Source organism: Flavobacterium gelidicaeli (assembly GCF_013294005.1).
GTDB lineage: Bacteria > Bacteroidota > Bacteroidia > Flavobacteriales > Flavobacteriaceae > Flavobacterium.
Genome location: NZ_JABSNK010000002.1, coordinates 237,781 through 255,315, shown reverse-complemented (window position 1 = coordinate 255,315; position 17,535 = coordinate 237,781). Strand labels below are relative to the sequence as shown.

Genomic DNA, 17,535 nt, shown 5'->3' with positions numbered 1-17,535 from the left:
GATAAAATTAAACATATAGCCGTCATGAGACTATCCGCTATGGGAGATGTCGCCATGACGGTTCCTGTTTTACGCGCCTTTGTAAAACAGTATCCTCATATTAAAATTACAGTAGTTTCTCGACCGTTTTTCAAACCTTTTTTTGATACGATTCCTTCGGTTTCCTTTTTTGCTTTCGATGAAAAAGACAAGCACAAAGGAGTTTTAGGTTTGTTTCGATTATTTAAAGAATTGAAAGCGCTTAATGTGGATGCTTTTGCCGACTTACATAATGTCTTGCGATCTAAAGGAGTGCGTATTTTTTTCGCTTTAAGCGGAAAAAAAATTGCTGCAGTAGATAAAGGCAGAGCCGAAAAAAAAGCACTTACCAGAGGTGAAAATAAAATTTTCAAACCTTTAACCAGTATGTTTAATAGGCATCAACTTGTTTTTGAAAGTTTGGGTTTTCCGGTTGATTTATCACATCCTACCTTTCCTGAAAAAGCCGTACTTACTGAGAATATATTAAATGTAATAGGAGGTAAGAGTGCGGTTCTTATAGGGATTGCACCATTTGCACAGTACGGTTCTAAGGTTTATCCTTTGGATTTAATCCAAAAAGTAATCAATGAATTAGCAGAAGATAGCAGTTATAAAATACTACTTTTTGGTGGTGGAAAGAAAGAGTCAGAAATATTAGATTCCCTTTTGCAACAGCATAAAAATGTGGTGAATATGGCTGGAAAAATAAAATTCACCGAAGAATTAGAGTTGATTAGTAACCTTGATGTGATGCTCTCTATGGACTCTGGCAATGCGCATATTGCCGCTATGCTAGGAGTGAAAGTAGTTTCGCTCTGGGGTGCAACGCATCCTTATGCCGGTTTTGTTCCATTTAATCAGCCGCTAGAAAATAGCTTAGTTCCTGATAGAGAAAAGTATCCTTTACTGCCTACTTCTGTCTATGGTAATAAAGTCGTTGAAGGCTATGATGAGGTAATGCGAACGATTACTCCTGAAGCTATTTTAAAAGTTTTAAAAGATTGTAAATAAGTTTATTTTTAAGTATGTAAATTTAATAAATTTTTAACACTTGGTGTAAACTTAATATTGTTAAAAAATCTATTTTTATTTTTGGTGTATTACCTATAATAATAAAGAGATATGAAATAAAGTAAAATGTATTTCTGACTAATTTTCTATGTTATTTTATGTATGCTATAACATTTAAAATAGAAAATTCTATGCAAAGAATTACAATCTTAATTACCTTTTTATTCTTTTTTTCTTTTACTGCTTTTTCTCAAAAAGGCGCTATATCTGGGGTTTTAACTGATGCTAGTGAAAATAAACCTGTATACAACTCTGTTGTAGCACTACTAACTCCTGTAGATTCTATCCTTTATAAATTTACTCGATCTGATAAACAAGGGAATTTTAATTTCAAAAATTTGAAAGATGGAAGTTTTATCTTGATGACTTCTCACAATCAATATGCAGATTATTTAGATACCATTCTCATTAATGGGGATGAAAAAAACATCAAAGATATTTCATTGTTAAGTAAAATAGAACTTTTACGAGAGGTGATTATAAAAACAGGATCAATTAGGATTAAAGGGGATACTACTAGTTATAGGGCAAGTGATTTTAAAGTTGATGCAAACGCAAACGTAGAAGAATTGCTAAAAAAATTACCAGGAATACAAGTTGATAAAAATGGTACCATAAAGGCTATGGGAGAAACGGTACAAAGAGTTCTTGTTGATGGTGAAGAATTTTTTGGGGATGATCCAGGGATGGCAGTAAAAAACTTAAGGGCGGATGCAGTAAGAGAAGTTCAAGTATTTGATAAAAAAAGTGACCAAGCGGAGTTTACCGGTATTGATGATGGAGATACCAAAAAAACTATTAATCTAAAATTAAAAGAAGATAGTAAAAAAGGTTATTTTGGAAAAGTTGATCTCGCTAACCAGCCATTTACCGATGCTGATTCTCGCTACAATGGTAATATAATGGTCAGTAGTTTTAAGGGTAAAAGAAAATTATCTGGATATTTATTAAATGGTAATACTGGTCAAGATGGCCTTAGTTGGGATGATGGTAATAATTTTGGAGGCAATGACAACATTAGTATGAGCATGGATGATGATGGAAATGTGAATTATGAATGGACTGATGATACAGATGACGAACCAACAGTGAATACTCAAAATGGGTTTATAAAAAATACTAATGCAGGGTTGCAATACAGTAATAAATGGAATGATAAACAAACTTTAAACTTATCTCCTAAATACAATCAACAAATTTACACCAATAATAAAAGTAAAATTTCTCAAACGCAAGTAGGAGATACTCAATTAAACGAAATCAGTTCACAAACTAGTAATGTAAATAGAAGTAATTTTAAGCTTAATGCAATTTATGATGTGAAGTTAGATTCGATTAATTCATTAAAAATTACAGCTAAGACTAATTTTTATCAAACAGAAAGTGACGAATATACTAATGCTACCATTACGGGAGCAGAAGATGTATTAAAAAATAAACAAGAAAAAACATTTACAACCGATTCTGATAAAACATCCTTGTTTGCAAGTATTTTGTACAAACATAAGTTTGCTAAACCACGTCGTACTTTTACCTTAAGTAGTAGTTGGAGTACATTGAACACGAACACTAATAACTTTTTAAAATCTTTTAATGATAGTTATTCAGATGGTGTTTTTTCATCACGAGAAGATGTTGATCAAAATAAAATAGGTGAAAAATCAACTCAAAATCTTAGTTTAAACATGACTTACTCTGAACCTATATCTAAATCATTAGCACTACAATTAGCATATCAAGTAAGTCTTAATACAGGTGATAATGATTATAATACCTATGATTATTCTGATGTAGATGATAAGTATAATGTGGTTGTAAGTGCCTTATCAAACCAATTTAGCCAAAAGATTATAACAAACAAACCTGCAATAAAATTAAGTTATAATTCCAAGAAAATAAATTATAGTGTTGGTAGTGGTTTTGGAATAACTTCGTTTGATTTATTAGATGAAACTTTAGACAACCAGTATAAAAGGAGTTATACTAATTTCTTTCCTTCAGCTAGTTTTTCTTATAAATACAAGAGTAATAGCAACTTTCGAATTAATTATCAAGGAGCTACAAAACAACCTACTATTGATCAATTACAACCTTTGAGAAATAATCAAGATTTTTTCAATCAAATTGTAGGTAATCCAGATTTAAAACAATCTTTTTCAAATAGTATAAATATCTTTCAGAACACCTACAATATGCTGACTGAGAGTTATTTTTATCAAAATATTAATCTAAAGACTACTTCTAATTTAATTTCGTACAGTCAAGTTATTGATCCAGAAAACGCCAAGACGATTACCAAACCTATCAATACAAATGGAAATTTTTCAGGAAATTTTTATTTCGGATACGGTTTTAAAATAAAGAAGTTTGATATGAGTGTAAATCTGAGTCCGAATTTCAACTACAATAAATCGGTGATTAGTATTAATGATGTAATCAGCGATACTAAAACTTTAAATTCAGGTTTGTCAATCTATTTAAACAAATCAAAAGAAAAGAAATACGATTTTAGTTTAAGAAATAGCTTTTCGAACACAAGAAATGTGACTTCGCAAAATGACGAAGTGAAATCATATAATATTAATGATTTTGAATTGACAACGGGAGTTTATTTAAGTCCAAAATGGAAGTTATCTTCAGAGTATAATTTTTTAGCTAGACAAAAAACAACAGACTTCAAAGATAATTTGACTAACCATTTGTGGAATGCAAGATTAGAGCGCACTTTTAAAAACGATGAGTTCACAGCATATATTATGGTAAGAGATATATTAAATCAAAATATAGGTATCAGCAGATCAGTATACGGAAATACCATTATTCAGGAAGAAAATGATAGGTTGAAAAGATACGCTATGATTGGTTTTTTATGGAATTTTAAAAATAAATAATTTTAAATCAAATTAAGGATATAGATAGTTTCAAAGTCATATAACCCAAACAAGTCAAACAATACTGGCAACTAATAAATAAAACAGATGAAATCAATATTTTACTTTTTAACCATTCTAATGTTTATGACCGCTACAGCTTGGTCTCAACAGTTTGTAGATAAAGCTGTAATTGAATATGAGGTTAGTACTAATTTAAAAAAAACAATGAGTAATGACAATTGGGATGAGATGATGAAAGAAAACTTATCAGATCTTAAAATTTCTTATTTTACTTATTCATTCGAAAATAATAAAAGTATCTATAAATTTGATAGATGGAGTCCTAAAACAAAGATTCCTAAATATAAAAAAGATGCGGATGAAGAAAGTGTGTGGTATTTTGATTTTGAAGCTGGAAAGATGAGCATGCAAAAACAAATTGCAGGAACCAACTTTGTTATAGCAGATAGCATTTCAGATATCGAATGGAAAATCACAAATGAAAATAGACAAATCGCGGGTTATAATTGCCGAAAAGCTGTAGGTAAAATAATGGGAGATGTCTATGTATTTGCTTTTTATACTGATGACATTACTATTTCTGGCGGTCCTTGTTCAATAAATGGATTACCAGGTATGATTTTAGGTGTTACTATTCCAAGATTATATACATCATTCATAGCTACGAAAGTAGATGCAAGTTTTAATAATGCCTCAGAGATAAAGCCTATCGCTGCAAAGAAAACTTATGATTTAGTGAGCTTAAAATCACTGATAAAAGAAAAAACTAAAGATTGGTACTCTTATGGTGATGACAAAGAGGAAAATAAAAGGCAGAGCGATTTGTTTTTTTGGAATTCATTTCTATAAAAAGTAGTTATTCAAGGAGCTATATATCCATATTGCATTTTACGATGTTATAGCGTTTAAAATATCGAATATCTAAAAAAATAAACCATTAAAAAATTAAGATTGATGCGGGTTTGACCTACATTATTTTAATTTTTTAATGGTTTTTATATAAACGTATAATTGCGTTTAATTTATTTTAAACATCATCATAATCTACTTTTAACGAAGCAGAAGTAGGGTGTGCTTGACAAGTCAAAATTAATCCACTAGCAATTTCTTTATCGGTTAAAATCGAGTTTTTAGTCATTTCAGCAGTTCCTTCAGTAACACGAGCAATACAGCTACTGCATATTCCGCCTTGGCAAGAATAAGGCGCATCAATACCTTGTTTTAAAGCCGCATCAAGAATCGTTTGTTTTTGAGACATTTCAAATGAAGTTTCTTCATCATCAACCATAACAGTAATTTTCGAATGTCCTTCAAGTGATTCTGATATAGTATTTTCTTGTGTAGAAGAAGTAAAAAGTTCAAACTTAATAGCCGATTCTTTTACATTATTTTCTTTTAATACAGCAGAAACCGTTTCGATCATAGCCTCTGGACCACATAAATAGAATTTGTCAAATGATAATTCTTTGTGTTTGTTATTCAAAACAAAGTTTACAGTTGATTTTTCTATACGTCCAAAAAGTGATTCGTCCACTTTAGCTTGACTGTATACATAATATACAAAGAAGCGTCCTACATACTGCAAATGCAAGTCATGTAACTGTTGGTGAAAAATAGTTTCTTCAATAGATTTATTTCCGTAAACCAATACAAAACTACTTTTTGGTTCACTTATTAGAACCGACTTTATAATAGAAAGAACGGGTGTGATTCCGCTTCCAGAAACAAAAGCGGCATAATTTTTTTGGCGATCTGCTTGAGGTTCAAAGATGAAATTTCCCTCTGGTTTTCCTACTTCAAGGACATCTCCAGCTTTTAACTTCGTGTTTGCAAATTGAGAGAAAGCACCGTTTTTTACCGCTTTTACCGCAATTCGCAATTCGCCACTATCTGGAGCCGAACAAATAGAGTAGGCGCGTCTAATTTCTTGACCGTCTAATGTTAGTTTGATATTTACATATTGCCCAGCTATAAAGCTATAATTAGGTTTTAATTCCTGAGGAACATTAAAAAGTATAGAAACTGAAGTGGCAGTTTCGCGTTTTACTTCTTTTATAGTTAGTTTTAAAAATGATGACATGAGATAATTTTTTTACAAATATACTAAAGAGATTAGGTTTCTTTAAATCAAAATATTGAAATTTTATATACATAGGATTGTTATGTATAAGAAACTTATGTATATTTGTTATTCAAAATTTGATCGAAATGAAAAATTCACAATTATATAAGGGAAGTTTGAATACCATTATCATGAAGCTGCTGGAAGAAAATGGCAAGATGTACGGTTATGAAATCACCCAAAAAGTAAAAGCAATTACTGCTGGAGAACTCAATATTACCGAAGGAGCCTTATATCCCGCTTTACACAAACTAGAAGCAGAGGGAATTCTAGACGTTGAAATCGCTAAGGTTGATAATCGAATGCGCAAGTACTATAAACTCACCGAAGCAGGAACCAAGGAAACAGTAAACCGACTAGCTGAGTTAGAGGATTTTATTAAAAACATGCAGAGTTTAGTGAACCCAAAGCCGAGTTTAGAATTTTAATTTATAGAACATGCGATTAACTAGCGAACAAATAGAATGTATCAATCAAACCTTAATCGAAAAAGGAGTGAATTACGACGATATAAAGTTAGAAGTTTTAGATCATATTGCTACAGAAATTGAAAGCGAAATGGAACTTTCTAATAATGACTTTCCAATGGTTTACAATCAAGTTTTTGACAATTGGAGTGGGGAGTTCAAAATAAAAAAAGATTTTTTTTCATTGCTATCAACTTATCCTAAAATAGTTCAAAGCAAAATGAAAAATCAGTTTAAAAAGGAAATAGTATTCGTGGTAACATCATGTGTGCTATTAATTACTGGTTTTCAATTTATAGCAGACACACATTCAAGATTATATTTTTTAAAATCAATCAATAACATTTTATTTTATACCTATTGTACTACTGGAGTTATTGCACTTTTGATCAAATTATGGAATTTAAAATCTAAAGCCACTTCTACTTACAAACATCTGTTTGACACTCGTTTTACGCTTCTGATTATTTTTTTAACAATTATTATAAAATCTACAGTTCCTCATAATTTAATAGATCAAAATTTATATGTAGGAACAGCAAGTTGTTTTTTTGTGTATTTTTTATCCACCATTTACGTAGGAGTTAAGCACGTACAATTTCAAAGAAAATTAGCAATTCAATAGACCATGAAACTAACTAACCAGCAAATAGAATACGTAGAGAATTATATCATTTCTAAAGATATCAAATGGTATGAGTTACAAGTAGAACTCACTGACCACATGATTAATAGTATGGAGGAATTTTGGGCGGAAGACCCAGAACTTACTTTTCATCAGGTAAAATATTATGCAGAGGAGAAGTTCGGAAAGAATGGTTTTAAAGCTATTGAAGAAGAACGCACACATATTTTAAGAAAAGAATATAGAAGAGTGCAGTGGAAAATGATTGCTGATTATTTAAAGTTTCCAAAGATATTTGCAAGTGCACTAACGCTTATCGTTATTTATAAATCTTCATTTTATTTTGAAAAGCCAGTGAAATTTATTGCTGTGTTTTATGTTTTTCTCTTGATAGCATATATCCCTTCTGTTTACTCCTACTTTAAAAACAGGAAAATCAACGGTAAGCGTTTTCTACAAATTGAAATTAGTAATCCCATGGTAATAGGATTTGGTTTTTTAAATTTGGGTCTAAATGTAGGAAATCTGTGTAAGGAATGGATTGAACAATATAGCATTTTAAGGCTACTATATTGTGCAGTGTTGTTCTTAGGAGTTTTAGCTCTAATTACAGGTAAAAAAATCTATGAAAAGTCCTTGTCCAATATCAAAAAACAATACCAATTAAATTAATTCTTCTATAATGAAACTAACCAACCAACAAATCGATACCATCAACGAAACGCTAGTTTTAAACGGTCTCGTTTACGATGATATTAAACTAGAATTAGTAGATCATATTGCTTCAGAGATTGAACTTGCAATGGATCATAAAGAAGTACTGTTTGAAGACGCCTTAAAAACGGCATTCTCAAACTGGCAAGGACAATTACATGGTAGTAGATCTTATTGGATAAGAGGATATGCATTTATTCCAAAGATTATTATTAAAAAAGCATTAAAAATGGTGAAGCATATTTTTCTGATGTCTTTAGCTATGGGGATTATTACTGCAGTTGCAGTTACTTTTATTTTCAAGTTTAATCCACAGCAAGAGGTGCTTTTTGTATTAAACAGCATGCTTCAAGGAGTTAGTGTAATTGGAATTCTATTAATTATCTATTTAAAATTCAAATTGCGTCAATCTAAACATAAATCTACCTATAGCTTTTTATTCAATCAAAATGGATTTATACAAGTGATCACTTTAATTATGCTGGCAACAGGAATTTTTAATCTTAAAGGATATAGCAATTTTAGCGATTTTCATTTTATGAGCGCTTTGTTACCAATTACGTGGTTGTTTATCTCAGGGTTTTATTTAAACGTGGGTTTCCAACATTTGAGATTTGAAAAAAAAGTATCTAAAGTATAAATATGCAACTAACCCAATCACAAATTGACCAACTTTACAATTTCACTCAGCAGCATTATGTGGAGTACTACGATTTACAAACCGAACTGGTAGATCATCTTGCAAATGCTATCGAAGCAAAAATGCAAGAGCTACCATCACGTACTTTTGATGAGAACTTGCAAACCGAATTCAAGAAATTTGGTGTTTTTGGTTTTATGGAAATAATAGAGAAAAGAAAAGCAGCGTTGCACAAAAAATACAATGGATTAGTATGGCAGCATTTTAAAGATTTTTTTAGTTTTCCAAAGTTATTGCTGACGGTACTCTTAACCCTTGCTGTATTCACTTTATTTAAAATCACCAACCATAAAGAAATTGTTCTGTTTGGCATTTTTGTAGCATTATTTGGTTTTTCAATCTATAAAATGATTCAATCCAGACGACAACAACAACAAAACAGCAAGCAAAGTAGTAAGAAATGGCTATTTGAAGAAATCATAAATCAATATGGCAATTTTTCTGTAATCGTTTTTGTGCCATTTAATTTGATTACACAAGTGTATACTAATGTTCAAAATATTTTTGCAAACGACTTTTATATTTGGGGACTGAGTATTATTGTGGTATTATCTTCATTTTTTGTATTTATCATTTTCAAAATCATCCCATCAAAAACAGAAGCATACTTAATAGCTACTTATCCAGAATATAAATTACTTTCTGTGTAACGTTTTACACTTTTTACGTACTAATTTTATAAACCAAAAAACCAAACCAATGATTAACAAGTTTATTTACTTAGAGTGGAAAGCTTTTTCAAGATCAGCATCCTTTGCAACTAGTCTTGGGCTCAAGATATTAATGGGCTTCGTAGCGCTTTATTTTATCCTGATTTTCTTAGCCCTAGGAGTAGGTTCTTTCTACATTATGAAAAAGTCAAATTTAGACCCGCTTCTTACCATCAATAAATTCCTGATTTTTTATTTTGCTTTTGATTTAATAATTAAGCTATTAATGCAAAAAATCCCAGTGCTTAATATCAAACCCTTATTACTATTAAAAATTAATAAACCTACCATAGTTCATTTTTCATTGGGTAAAACCATGATTTCGTTTTTCAATGTTATTCATTTTTTTCTATTCATACCTTTCACAATTGTTTTATTAATAGAAGGTTATGACGTGATCTCTGTATTGATGTGGTTTATGGCTATCTTTTCATTAATATACATCAGCAACTTTATCAATATTTTGCTGAGTAATAAGGACAACTTACTGGGTGTGTTTATAGCAGTAGTAGCAATATTTGCTGGACTACAGTATTATAATTATTTCAATATCACTGATTATTTAGCACCAGTATTCAATGCTTTTTTTAATACAAGTTGGGCATTTGCAATTCCTGTAGTTGCACTTGTAGCGATTTACTATATTTCGTTTGAATTCTTGATGAGTAACCTTTATTTAGATGCAGGACTTTCATCTAAAACCGCTGTAGCAAGAACAGAGCAACTTACATGGTTAAATCAATTTGGGAATACAGGAACATTTCTTAAAAACGACATTAAATTAATAAAGAGAAACAAGCGCTCAAAAACAACTGTAGGATTAAGTGTTTTATTTTTATTCTACGGATTGTTATTTTTCACGAATACAGAGATGTATGGTTCTGCCATGAAAATCTTTGCAGGCGTCTTTGTTTCAGGAGGGTTTTTAATTGCATTCGGGCAATATGTACCTGGTTGGGACAGCTCGTATTATCAATTACTAATGACACAAAATGTATCCTATAAAGATTACTTAAAATCAAAGTGGTCGCTTATGGTTATTGCTACAATTGTCAGCACAATTTTGGCGTCTTTCTACTTGTATTTTGGTTGGGAAACCTATTTAATTATAGTTGTAGGAGCCATTTATAATATTGGTATCAACTCGCAATTAGTGTTATTAGGTGGTGCGTTCAACAAAGCCCCTATAGATTTAAGTTCATCAAAAGGAGCTTTTGGAGATAAAAAAGCGTTTAACGTTAAGACCATGATTATATCCATTCCGCAATTAGGACTGCCTGTTTTTATTTATTGGTTAGCAATGAAATATGCTTCTGCAAACACAGGGCTTATCATCATTGCAGTCTTAGGCGTATTAGGCTTATTATTAAAAAGCAAAGTATTTGTCTTAATCGAAAAAATTTACAAGAAAGAGAAATACGCAACTATTGCGGCGTACAAACAAACTAGCTAAAACCGACTTAAATAAACTTATCAACAACCGATTAATTTCTAACCATGATACACGCACAAAACCTTTCAAAAAAATACAATAGCACCACCGTTTTAAATATAGAAAATCTCGAAATCCCAAAAGGGCAAAGTCTAGGATTAGTAGGGAATAACGGAGCAGGAAAAACAACCTTCTTTAGTTTATTATTAGATTTAATTCAACCTACAACAGGACAAATTACTAATAAAGGCATTCAAGTAAATACTAGTGAAGCTTGGAAATCCTTCACTGCAGCTTTTATCGATGAGAGTTTCTTGATAGGCTATTTAACTCCTGAGGAATATTTTTATTTCATAGGCGATTTACGTGGGCAAAACAAAGCCGATATAGATGCTTTATTAGCTAAATACGAAGAGTTTTTTAACGGTGAGATTCTTAAAAACAAAAAGTACTTACGTGATTTGTCTAAGGGAAACCAAAAGAAAGTGGGAATCATTGCCACTTTAATTGGGAATCCTGAGGTAGTGATTCTAGACGAGCCTTTTGCAAATCTAGATCCTACAACAGTAAGTAGATTAAAGAAAATAATCAAAGAACTAGCGGATAATCCGGAGGTTACCATCTTAGTTTCTAGTCACGATTTACAACACACCGTTGAGGTTTGTTCTAGAATTGTAGCGTTAAACAAGGGCGAAGTGGTCAAAGACATACAAACATCTCCAGAAACATTACAAGAATTAGAGTCCTTTTTTGCAGTTTAAAATATAATTTATTTGGGCATGACCACGCAAAAAAATGCGTGGTCGGGCTTTCATTCCCAATCTTTTTTATTTTAGAAAAATAAAATAAAAAAGATTGGGCATGACCACGCAAAAAAATGCGTGGTCGGGCTTTCATTCCCAATCTTTTTTATTTTAGAAAAATAAAATAAAAAAGGATTTCCATTACATCCCTCATGCGGCAGTAGTCAAATAACTACATATAATTTTCACTTTCTCAAAAAGAAACGTATTTTTACCAGTTACTATACTAAAAAGCTTTTTAAAAAGTTTAATGATAAAAACGTTTACCATTGAAAACGCCCATACGCAAAGTTATAATCACATTTGGAATTTTGTTTTTTTTGGTAGCTTGTTCTACTAAAAGGAATACATTTCTAGCCAGAAATTCTCACGCCTTAAGCACCGAGTATAATATTTTATACAACGGACAAATTGGCCTAGATAAGGCAATTCAAGATATTAAAGCAAATACAAAAGATAATTTTTGGATGCGTTTGCCTATCGAAAAAATGCAAGTTACTGAGGAAGTATCTGGTATTGAAAAGGCTAAGAATCCAAATCTTGAAATTGCTGAAGCAAAAGCAACAAAGGCGATTCAAAAGCATTCAATGAATATTGACGGTAAAGAGAGAAATACACAAATAGATGAAGCGTATTTACTTTTAGGAAAAGCACGTTACTTTGATCAACGTTTTATTCCGGCGCTAGATGCTTTTAATTTCATTTTATACAAATACAGCAACAGTAGTAAAATTTACGAAGCAAAAATTTGGAGAGAAAAAACCAATATGCGCTTAGGGAATGATGCTTTGGTAATTAATAACATCACGCGTTTACTTGGCGATAAGCAATTAAAAAAACAAGTTTTCTCTGATGCAAATGCACTTATGTCCGAAGCTTTTTTAAACCTTGAAGAAAAAGATAGCGCAGTGGCTAAATTAAAATTAGCCATACAATTTAGTACTAAGAATGAAGATAAAGCGCGATACCATTTTATTTTAGGACAGCTTTATGAAGAATTAGGAAAAACAGATAGTGCAGGATACAGCTACAATGCAGTGATAAAAATGAACAGAAAATCCGAAAGGAAATATGTTGTTCAATCTCATGTTCGCAAAACACAATTATTTGATTATAAAAAAGGCGATACCATTTTATTTTTAAAACATTACAAAAAATTATTAGCTGACCGTGAGAATCGTCCGTATCTTGATGTGTTAAATTATCAATTAGGTGTCTTTTATGATAAACAAAACAAGCAAGAACAAGCTAAAAAATATTACAACATCTCTTTAAACAAAGCCACTACAGATGATTATTTAATGGCGTCAGATTACAGGAACTTAGGAAATATGTATTTTAAAAATACTAAATATCCTATGGCAGCAAAGTATTATGATAGTACTTTGGTTAAGCTAAACCCTAAAACGCGCGAGTTTGTTAAAATTAGTAAAATTCGTAAAGACCTAGATGAAGTAATTATGTATGAGGATATTGCCGTTAAAAATGACAGTATTCTAAATTTAGTTTCTTTAAATCCAGCAGACAGAATTGTTTATTTTCAAAATCATATTGATAAATTAAAAAAAGCTGATGAAGCTAAAAGAATTTTAGAAGAAAAAGAAAAGGAAAAACAAGCAAATATTGATAGAAATAGTGCCGTAGCGGCGGTTAATCCTGCTGTTTCTACGCCAGGTTTTGGACCTAACACCATTGGGCCACCAGCGTTACCGTCAGATAATACTGCAAGTACGTCAACAAGTGTTTTTTATTTTTACAATCCTACAACAGTAGCTTATGGTAAAGTAATTTTCAAAAAAACATGGGGAAACCGAGCTGCTAATGGAAACTGGAGGTTATTAAATACAAAAAACACGAGTACTGTACCTGAAGATAGTGCTATAGACACTACTAAAACTGAGGAAGCCGTAGTTGTTGAAGAAGTGGTAAAGGAAGAATACAAACCTGATTTTTATCTTAAGCAAATCCCTACTGAACAAAAAGTTATTGACAGTATTGGTAAGGAACGCAATACAGCTTATTACCAATTAGGGCTGATTTATAAGGAGAAATTTAAGGAATACGACTTGGCTTCTACTAAATTAGAAAAGCTACTACTAAATAATCCTGAGGAAAAATTAATACTTCCAACAAAGTATAATTTGTACAAAATTTATCAAATTACAAATAAAGCTAAGGCATTAGCCATGCAAAAAGAAATCACGGCTGAATATCCTGATTCTCGTTACGCACAAATTATAAACAATGTTAACCAAGACGAATTAACATTTGAGGGAACTCCTGACAATGTTTACAATAAGTTGTATAAACTATATGAAGAGGAACAATATGTGACTGTTCTTGAAAGTTTAGAGAAACTAATTACGCAATATTCTGGAGAGGAAATTGTTTCAAAATTTGAATTGCTAAAAGCACAAACTGTAGGTAAACTGCAAGGAGTGGCAGCGTATAAAACGAGCTTACAATATGTAGCTACAAATTACCCAAATACTGATGAAGGTAAAGGTGCGCTAGAGATGATTAACACTCAAATTCCTGTTCTAGAGAAAATTGCTTTTACAACAAAGGATTCCTACAATTGGAAAATTCTATATAAAGTAGGCACTAGAGATGAGGAGGCTACTAAAATATTAGAAGAGAAAATTAAAAAATGGATCATTGCGGAGGACCGTTATAGCCGAAAATATTCCTTTGATGTCTATACAGGATTAGAAAATTTCATTACCATTCATGGTGCTATTACAGAAACTGAAGCAAGTAAAATTGTTAAGTTTTTAAGAGATGATAAAGAGTATAAAATTACTACCGAAGCTGTTTTAATCACAAACGAAAATTACAAAGTAATCCAAATCAATAAAAATCTCAAAGACTTTTTAGAATTCCAAAAACAATAAATTATGTTTAATAAAAAAACAACACCATACACAGAACTGCTAGGTAAAACCAATAGAATTGTAGAGGGAACAGTTATAAAAGGAGACATAGATACTCAAACTGATTTTAGGTTTGATGGCGAGCTTATAGGCAATTTTAAATCTACAGGAAAATTAGTTCTAGGTCCTACAGGAACAATAACGGGAGATGTTATTTGTAATAATGCTGATATTGAAGGTAAACTAAATGGAACCATTCAAGTAAATGAATTACTGAATGTAAAAACTAAAGCGAGTATTAAAGGAGAAGTAACTGTAGGAAAATTATCAGTTGAACCTGGAGCCGACTTTAGTGCTACATGCATAATGAAAGATAATTCTAGTAATTTATTAATAAATGATGGAAAAGAAGCCAAACAAAAAAACAAATAATAAATGGATCGTAATGATGAACATTCCTTTTCAAATGGGAGTGATTATCTTTGCCTTTACTTATCTCGGGATTTGGCTCGATAAAAAATATACTCAATCATCAGTATTTACCATAGTACTATCTCTTTTATCTGTTTTTATAGCATTATATAATGTAATTAGGCAGGTTAAAAACTTAAACAAAGAAGACTAATGCAAGCGTTTTTAAACTTTTCAAAATATTTAATTCCATTTTCAATACTGCTGTATTTAACACAATACTTAGTTGTTTCTACTCTTTTTGGCGATATAAGTTTCTTTTATTCGCTTTGGAGCATTTATATTTTTCACATTGTCATAACGTTACTTTCCTATCTTTTTCTGTTATTTGTACACAAATCATTTCCAGATTATACTGGTTTTGCTTTTATGGGATTTAGTTTATTGAAAATGCTGGCAGCAGTTGTTTTCTTGATTCCGCTCCTGCAATCAGATAGAATTAGCAAGATTGGAGACGTTGGAATGTTCTTTATTCCGTATTTTTTATATTTGTTTTTTGAGACATTTTTTGCGATTCGTTTAATAAACAAGCATTAAATAGTATATTTATTGAAAATTATAGTGGCATTACAGACATATTTTTTAAAAACTAATTGATATATTTTCAATTCTGAATAAATTATGTACATTTGCAAAAAATTTTAAAACCTAAAATTAGACAACAATTTAATAATGATTATTTCAAATAAACCACTTCAGTTCTTGTTAGTTGCTTTTATGGCTTGTGTTCCTTACATCAGTAACGCAAATCCTTTGATTGATACCGTTCATGTTGCTAATGAAGCAGTTGCTGAGCATCATGTCGAGGCAACTCACGAAAAGAAAGAATTCAATGCTACAGATTTAATCAATGAGCACATTAGAGATTCTCACGAATTTCATATTGCTGATTGGGATGGTCATCCTATTTCGTTTTACTTGCCTGTAATTTTATGGACAAACAATGGTTTAGAGGTTTTCTCTTCAGAGGCATTTCATCATGATAATGAGGGAGCGCATGTAATTGACGTAAATGGTCAAAAACTAGTTCGTTATAACGAAGTTGTTTTTTACGCTGATAAATACGAGAAATTATCTAAAGAGGATAGAGACCTAGGAGCTTTTGCATTTGATGCAAGACCATTAGATTTTTCAATTACTAAGAATGTTTTCTCAATGTTCATGTCGGCTATTATTATGTTCTTGTTGTTTCTTGCGGTTGCACGTTCTTACAAGAAAAATAAATTAGCGCCTAAAGGAATTGCAGGTTTCTTAGAGCCGCTTGTAACATTTGTTAGAGATGACATTGCTAGACCAAACATTGGAGAAAAGAAATACGCAAAGTACATGCCGTACTTGTTGACAATCTTTTTCTTTATTTGGATTAATAACCTTATTGGATTGATTCCGTTTTTCCCTTTTAGCTCGAACTTAACTGGAAATATATATTTCACATTTGTAATGGCGTTGATCACTTTCATCATTACAACATTAAGTGGAAACAAAGATTACTGGGGACATATATTCAATACACCAGGGGTTCCATTTTGGTTAGCACCAATTATGATTCCTGTTGAGGTTATCGGAATGCTTACAAAACCATTTGCATTAATGATTCGTTTATTTGCTAACATAACTGCAGGTCACATTATCATTTTGAGTTTGGTTTCTTTAATCTTCATTTTTGAAACGGCATGGATTTCTCCAGTTTCTGGAGCCTTCGTTTTATTCATGAGTGTATTAGAAATGTTAGTAGCAGCTTTACAAGCATACGTGTTTACGTTGTTATCAGCATTATTCATTGGTCAAGCCGTAGCAGAGCATGATCATCACTAAAATGAGTTTTAATAATTATTAACTATATAAATTTACTATTATGGTATTAGCTGGAATTGGAGCTGGATTAGCAGTAATCGGAGCAGGACTTGGAATTGGAAAAATTGGTGGATCTGCAATGGATGCTATCGCTCGTCAACCAGAAGCTGCTGGAAAAATCCAAACTGCTATGATTATCGCTGCTGCACTTATTGAAGGTGTTGCACTTTTCGCAGTTGTTGTTGCGTTAATCGCAAAGTAATTACAATCTAAAATTTCCTGTAGCGGTTGGCTACAGGAAGTTTTTTACAAAAACAAAAAAACAATTTTTAAATATATAAGTTTATGCAATTAACTTCACCAGAGAGTTTAATATTTTGGACAACAATTATCTTTGTTGTTTTCTTTATTCTTTTAAGAAAATTTGCTTGGAAACCAATTTTAGGAGCTGTACAAAGTCGTGAAGAATCGATCAACAATGCATTAGCATCTGCTGAATCAGCTCGTCTAGAAATGCAGAATTTAACAGCAAGTAACGAACGTATTTTGCAAGAAGCAAGAGTAGAACGTGACGCTTTGTTAAAAGAAGCTCGTGAAATGAGAGAGAAAATGATCGCTGATTCTAAAGCTGAAGCACAAATTCAAGGAGAAAGAATGATCGAGCAAGCTAAAACGGCTATTGCAGCTGAGAAAAATGCAGCTATGGCTGAATTAAAATCTCAAGTTTCTACTTTATCATTGGATATCGCTGAAAAATTATTGAAAAACGAATTATCTAACAAAGAAGCTCAAACTAAATTAGTTGAGAACATGTTAGGTGACGTAAAATTAAACTAAA

General features: G+C 31.4%; 17 protein-coding genes. 16 read left to right on the top strand and 1 reads right to left on the bottom strand.

Annotated elements, in window-relative coordinates; genetic code table 11:
* Positions 1–24 precede the first annotated feature (24 nt).
* From HNP99_RS03825 to HNP99_RS03815, 3 genes are all read left to right on the top strand, one after another.
* Positions 25–1,032, top strand: coding sequence for a glycosyltransferase family 9 protein (locus HNP99_RS03825; RefSeq protein WP_173851458.1), 1,008 nt, complete (start codon positions 25–27; stop codon positions 1,030–1,032).
* A gap of 191 nt (positions 1,033–1,223) precedes the next feature.
* The gene (locus HNP99_RS03820) at positions 1,224–3,983 is read left to right on the top strand and encodes an outer membrane beta-barrel protein (protein ID WP_173851456.1); all 2,760 of its coding nucleotides are present in this window, start codon (positions 1,224–1,226) and stop codon (positions 3,981–3,983) included.
* Positions 3,984–4,070: 87 nt separating this feature from the next.
* Positions 4,071–4,835 carry a GLPGLI family protein gene (locus HNP99_RS03815; RefSeq protein WP_173851454.1) on the top strand — a complete coding sequence of 255 codons (765 nt, stop codon included), beginning with the start codon at positions 4,071–4,073 and terminating at the stop codon, positions 4,833–4,835.
* 178 nt (positions 4,836–5,013) lie between these two features.
* Here HNP99_RS03815 and HNP99_RS03810 read toward each other — a convergent pair whose 3' ends face one another.
* Positions 5,014–6,066 carry a ferredoxin--NADP reductase gene (locus HNP99_RS03810; protein WP_173851452.1) on the bottom strand — a complete coding sequence of 351 codons (1,053 nt, stop codon included), beginning with the start codon at positions 6,064–6,066 and terminating at the stop codon, positions 5,014–5,016.
* Between the two features lie 128 nt (positions 6,067–6,194).
* On the opposite strand from HNP99_RS03810, the gene HNP99_RS03805 reads away from it, so the two are divergent.
* From HNP99_RS03805 to HNP99_RS03745, 13 genes are all read left to right on the top strand, one after another.
* Complete coding sequence (locus tag HNP99_RS03805) at positions 6,195–6,536, top strand: PadR family transcriptional regulator (RefSeq protein WP_173838208.1); 342 nt, start codon at positions 6,195–6,197, stop codon at positions 6,534–6,536.
* Positions 6,537–6,546: 10 nt separating this feature from the next.
* Positions 6,547–7,200 (top strand): hypothetical protein, encoded by a 654-nt coding sequence (locus tag HNP99_RS03800; RefSeq protein ID WP_173851450.1) that lies wholly within the window; start codon positions 6,547–6,549, stop codon positions 7,198–7,200.
* A gap of 3 nt (positions 7,201–7,203) precedes the next feature.
* Entirely contained in the window at positions 7,204–7,872 is a 669-nt protein-coding gene (locus HNP99_RS03795) for a hypothetical protein (RefSeq protein ID WP_173851448.1), read from the top strand.
* A 10-nt stretch (positions 7,873–7,882) separates the two neighbouring features.
* Entirely contained in the window at positions 7,883–8,554 is a 672-nt protein-coding gene (locus HNP99_RS03790; RefSeq protein ID WP_173851044.1) for a hypothetical protein, read from the top strand.
* Positions 8,555–8,556: 2 nt separating this feature from the next.
* Complete coding sequence (locus tag HNP99_RS03785) at positions 8,557–9,264, top strand: hypothetical protein (RefSeq protein WP_173851446.1); 708 nt, start codon at positions 8,557–8,559, stop codon at positions 9,262–9,264.
* A 49-nt stretch (positions 9,265–9,313) separates the two neighbouring features.
* Positions 9,314–10,777, top strand: coding sequence for a DUF5687 family protein (locus tag HNP99_RS03780; protein ID WP_173851444.1), 1,464 nt, complete (start codon positions 9,314–9,316; stop codon positions 10,775–10,777).
* 44 nt (positions 10,778–10,821) lie between these two features.
* A complete protein-coding gene (locus tag HNP99_RS03775) occupies positions 10,822–11,517 on the top strand; it encodes an ABC transporter ATP-binding protein (protein WP_173838191.1) in 696 nt (231 codons plus the stop codon).
* A gap of 311 nt (positions 11,518–11,828) precedes the next feature.
* A complete protein-coding gene (gene porW, locus HNP99_RS03770) occupies positions 11,829–14,453 on the top strand; it encodes a type IX secretion system periplasmic lipoprotein PorW/SprE (protein ID WP_371810429.1) in 2,625 nt (874 codons plus the stop codon).
* A gap of 3 nt (positions 14,454–14,456) precedes the next feature.
* A complete protein-coding gene (locus tag HNP99_RS03765) occupies positions 14,457–14,864 on the top strand; it encodes a bactofilin family protein (RefSeq protein WP_173851443.1) in 408 nt (135 codons plus the stop codon).
* Positions 14,865–14,877: 13 nt separating this feature from the next.
* On the top strand, positions 14,878–15,057 hold the full coding sequence (locus tag HNP99_RS03760; protein WP_370566985.1) for an AtpZ/AtpI family protein: 180 nt from the start codon (positions 14,878–14,880) through the stop codon (positions 15,055–15,057).
* Between the two features lie 518 nt (positions 15,058–15,575).
* Positions 15,576–16,718, top strand: a complete 1,143-nt coding sequence (atpB, locus tag HNP99_RS03755) for a F0F1 ATP synthase subunit A (RefSeq protein ID WP_173851438.1) — start codon at positions 15,576–15,578, stop codon at positions 16,716–16,718.
* A 40-nt stretch (positions 16,719–16,758) separates the two neighbouring features.
* Positions 16,759–16,959, top strand: coding sequence for an ATP synthase F0 subunit C (gene atpE / locus HNP99_RS03750; RefSeq protein WP_031453874.1), 201 nt, complete (start codon positions 16,759–16,761; stop codon positions 16,957–16,959).
* 83 nt (positions 16,960–17,042) lie between these two features.
* Positions 17,043–17,534: a F0F1 ATP synthase subunit B gene (locus HNP99_RS03745; protein ID WP_173851436.1), complete on the top strand. Its 492-nt coding sequence runs from the start codon at positions 17,043–17,045 to the stop codon at positions 17,532–17,534.
* Position 17,535 lies beyond the last annotated feature (1 nt).

Excerpts from the sequence above, each read along its gene's own strand:
- HNP99_RS03795 (WP_173851448.1), top strand. The coding sequence starts at position 7,204 with ATGAAACTAACTAACCAGCAAATAGAATACGTAGAGAATTATATCATT.
- HNP99_RS03805 (WP_173838208.1), top strand. The coding sequence starts at position 6,195 with ATGAAAAATTCACAATTATATAAGGGAAGTTTGAATACCATTATCATG.
- HNP99_RS03745 (WP_173851436.1), top strand. The coding sequence starts at position 17,043 with ATGCAATTAACTTCACCAGAGAGTTTAATATTTTGGACAACAATTATC.
- HNP99_RS03785 (WP_173851446.1), top strand. The coding sequence starts at position 8,557 with ATGCAACTAACCCAATCACAAATTGACCAACTTTACAATTTCACTCAG.
- HNP99_RS03780 (WP_173851444.1), top strand. The coding sequence starts at position 9,314 with ATGATTAACAAGTTTATTTACTTAGAGTGGAAAGCTTTTTCAAGATCA.
- HNP99_RS03810 (WP_173851452.1), bottom strand. The coding sequence starts at position 6,066 with ATGTCATCATTTTTAAAACTAACTATAAAAGAAGTAAAACGCGAAACT.
- HNP99_RS03815 (WP_173851454.1), top strand. The coding sequence starts at position 4,071 with ATGAAATCAATATTTTACTTTTTAACCATTCTAATGTTTATGACCGCT.
- HNP99_RS03775 (WP_173838191.1), top strand. The coding sequence starts at position 10,822 with ATGATACACGCACAAAACCTTTCAAAAAAATACAATAGCACCACCGTT.
- HNP99_RS03800 (WP_173851450.1), top strand. The coding sequence starts at position 6,547 with ATGCGATTAACTAGCGAACAAATAGAATGTATCAATCAAACCTTAATC.
- HNP99_RS03790 (WP_173851044.1), top strand. The coding sequence starts at position 7,883 with ATGAAACTAACCAACCAACAAATCGATACCATCAACGAAACGCTAGTT.
- HNP99_RS03820 (WP_173851456.1), top strand. The coding sequence starts at position 1,224 with ATGCAAAGAATTACAATCTTAATTACCTTTTTATTCTTTTTTTCTTTT.
- atpE (WP_031453874.1), top strand. The coding sequence starts at position 16,759 with ATGGTATTAGCTGGAATTGGAGCTGGATTAGCAGTAATCGGAGCAGGA.
- atpB (WP_173851438.1), top strand. The coding sequence starts at position 15,576 with ATGATTATTTCAAATAAACCACTTCAGTTCTTGTTAGTTGCTTTTATG.
- HNP99_RS03760 (WP_370566985.1), top strand. The coding sequence starts at position 14,878 with ATGATGAACATTCCTTTTCAAATGGGAGTGATTATCTTTGCCTTTACT.
- HNP99_RS03825 (WP_173851458.1), top strand. The coding sequence starts at position 25 with ATGAGACTATCCGCTATGGGAGATGTCGCCATGACGGTTCCTGTTTTA.
- HNP99_RS03765 (WP_173851443.1), top strand. The coding sequence starts at position 14,457 with ATGTTTAATAAAAAAACAACACCATACACAGAACTGCTAGGTAAAACC.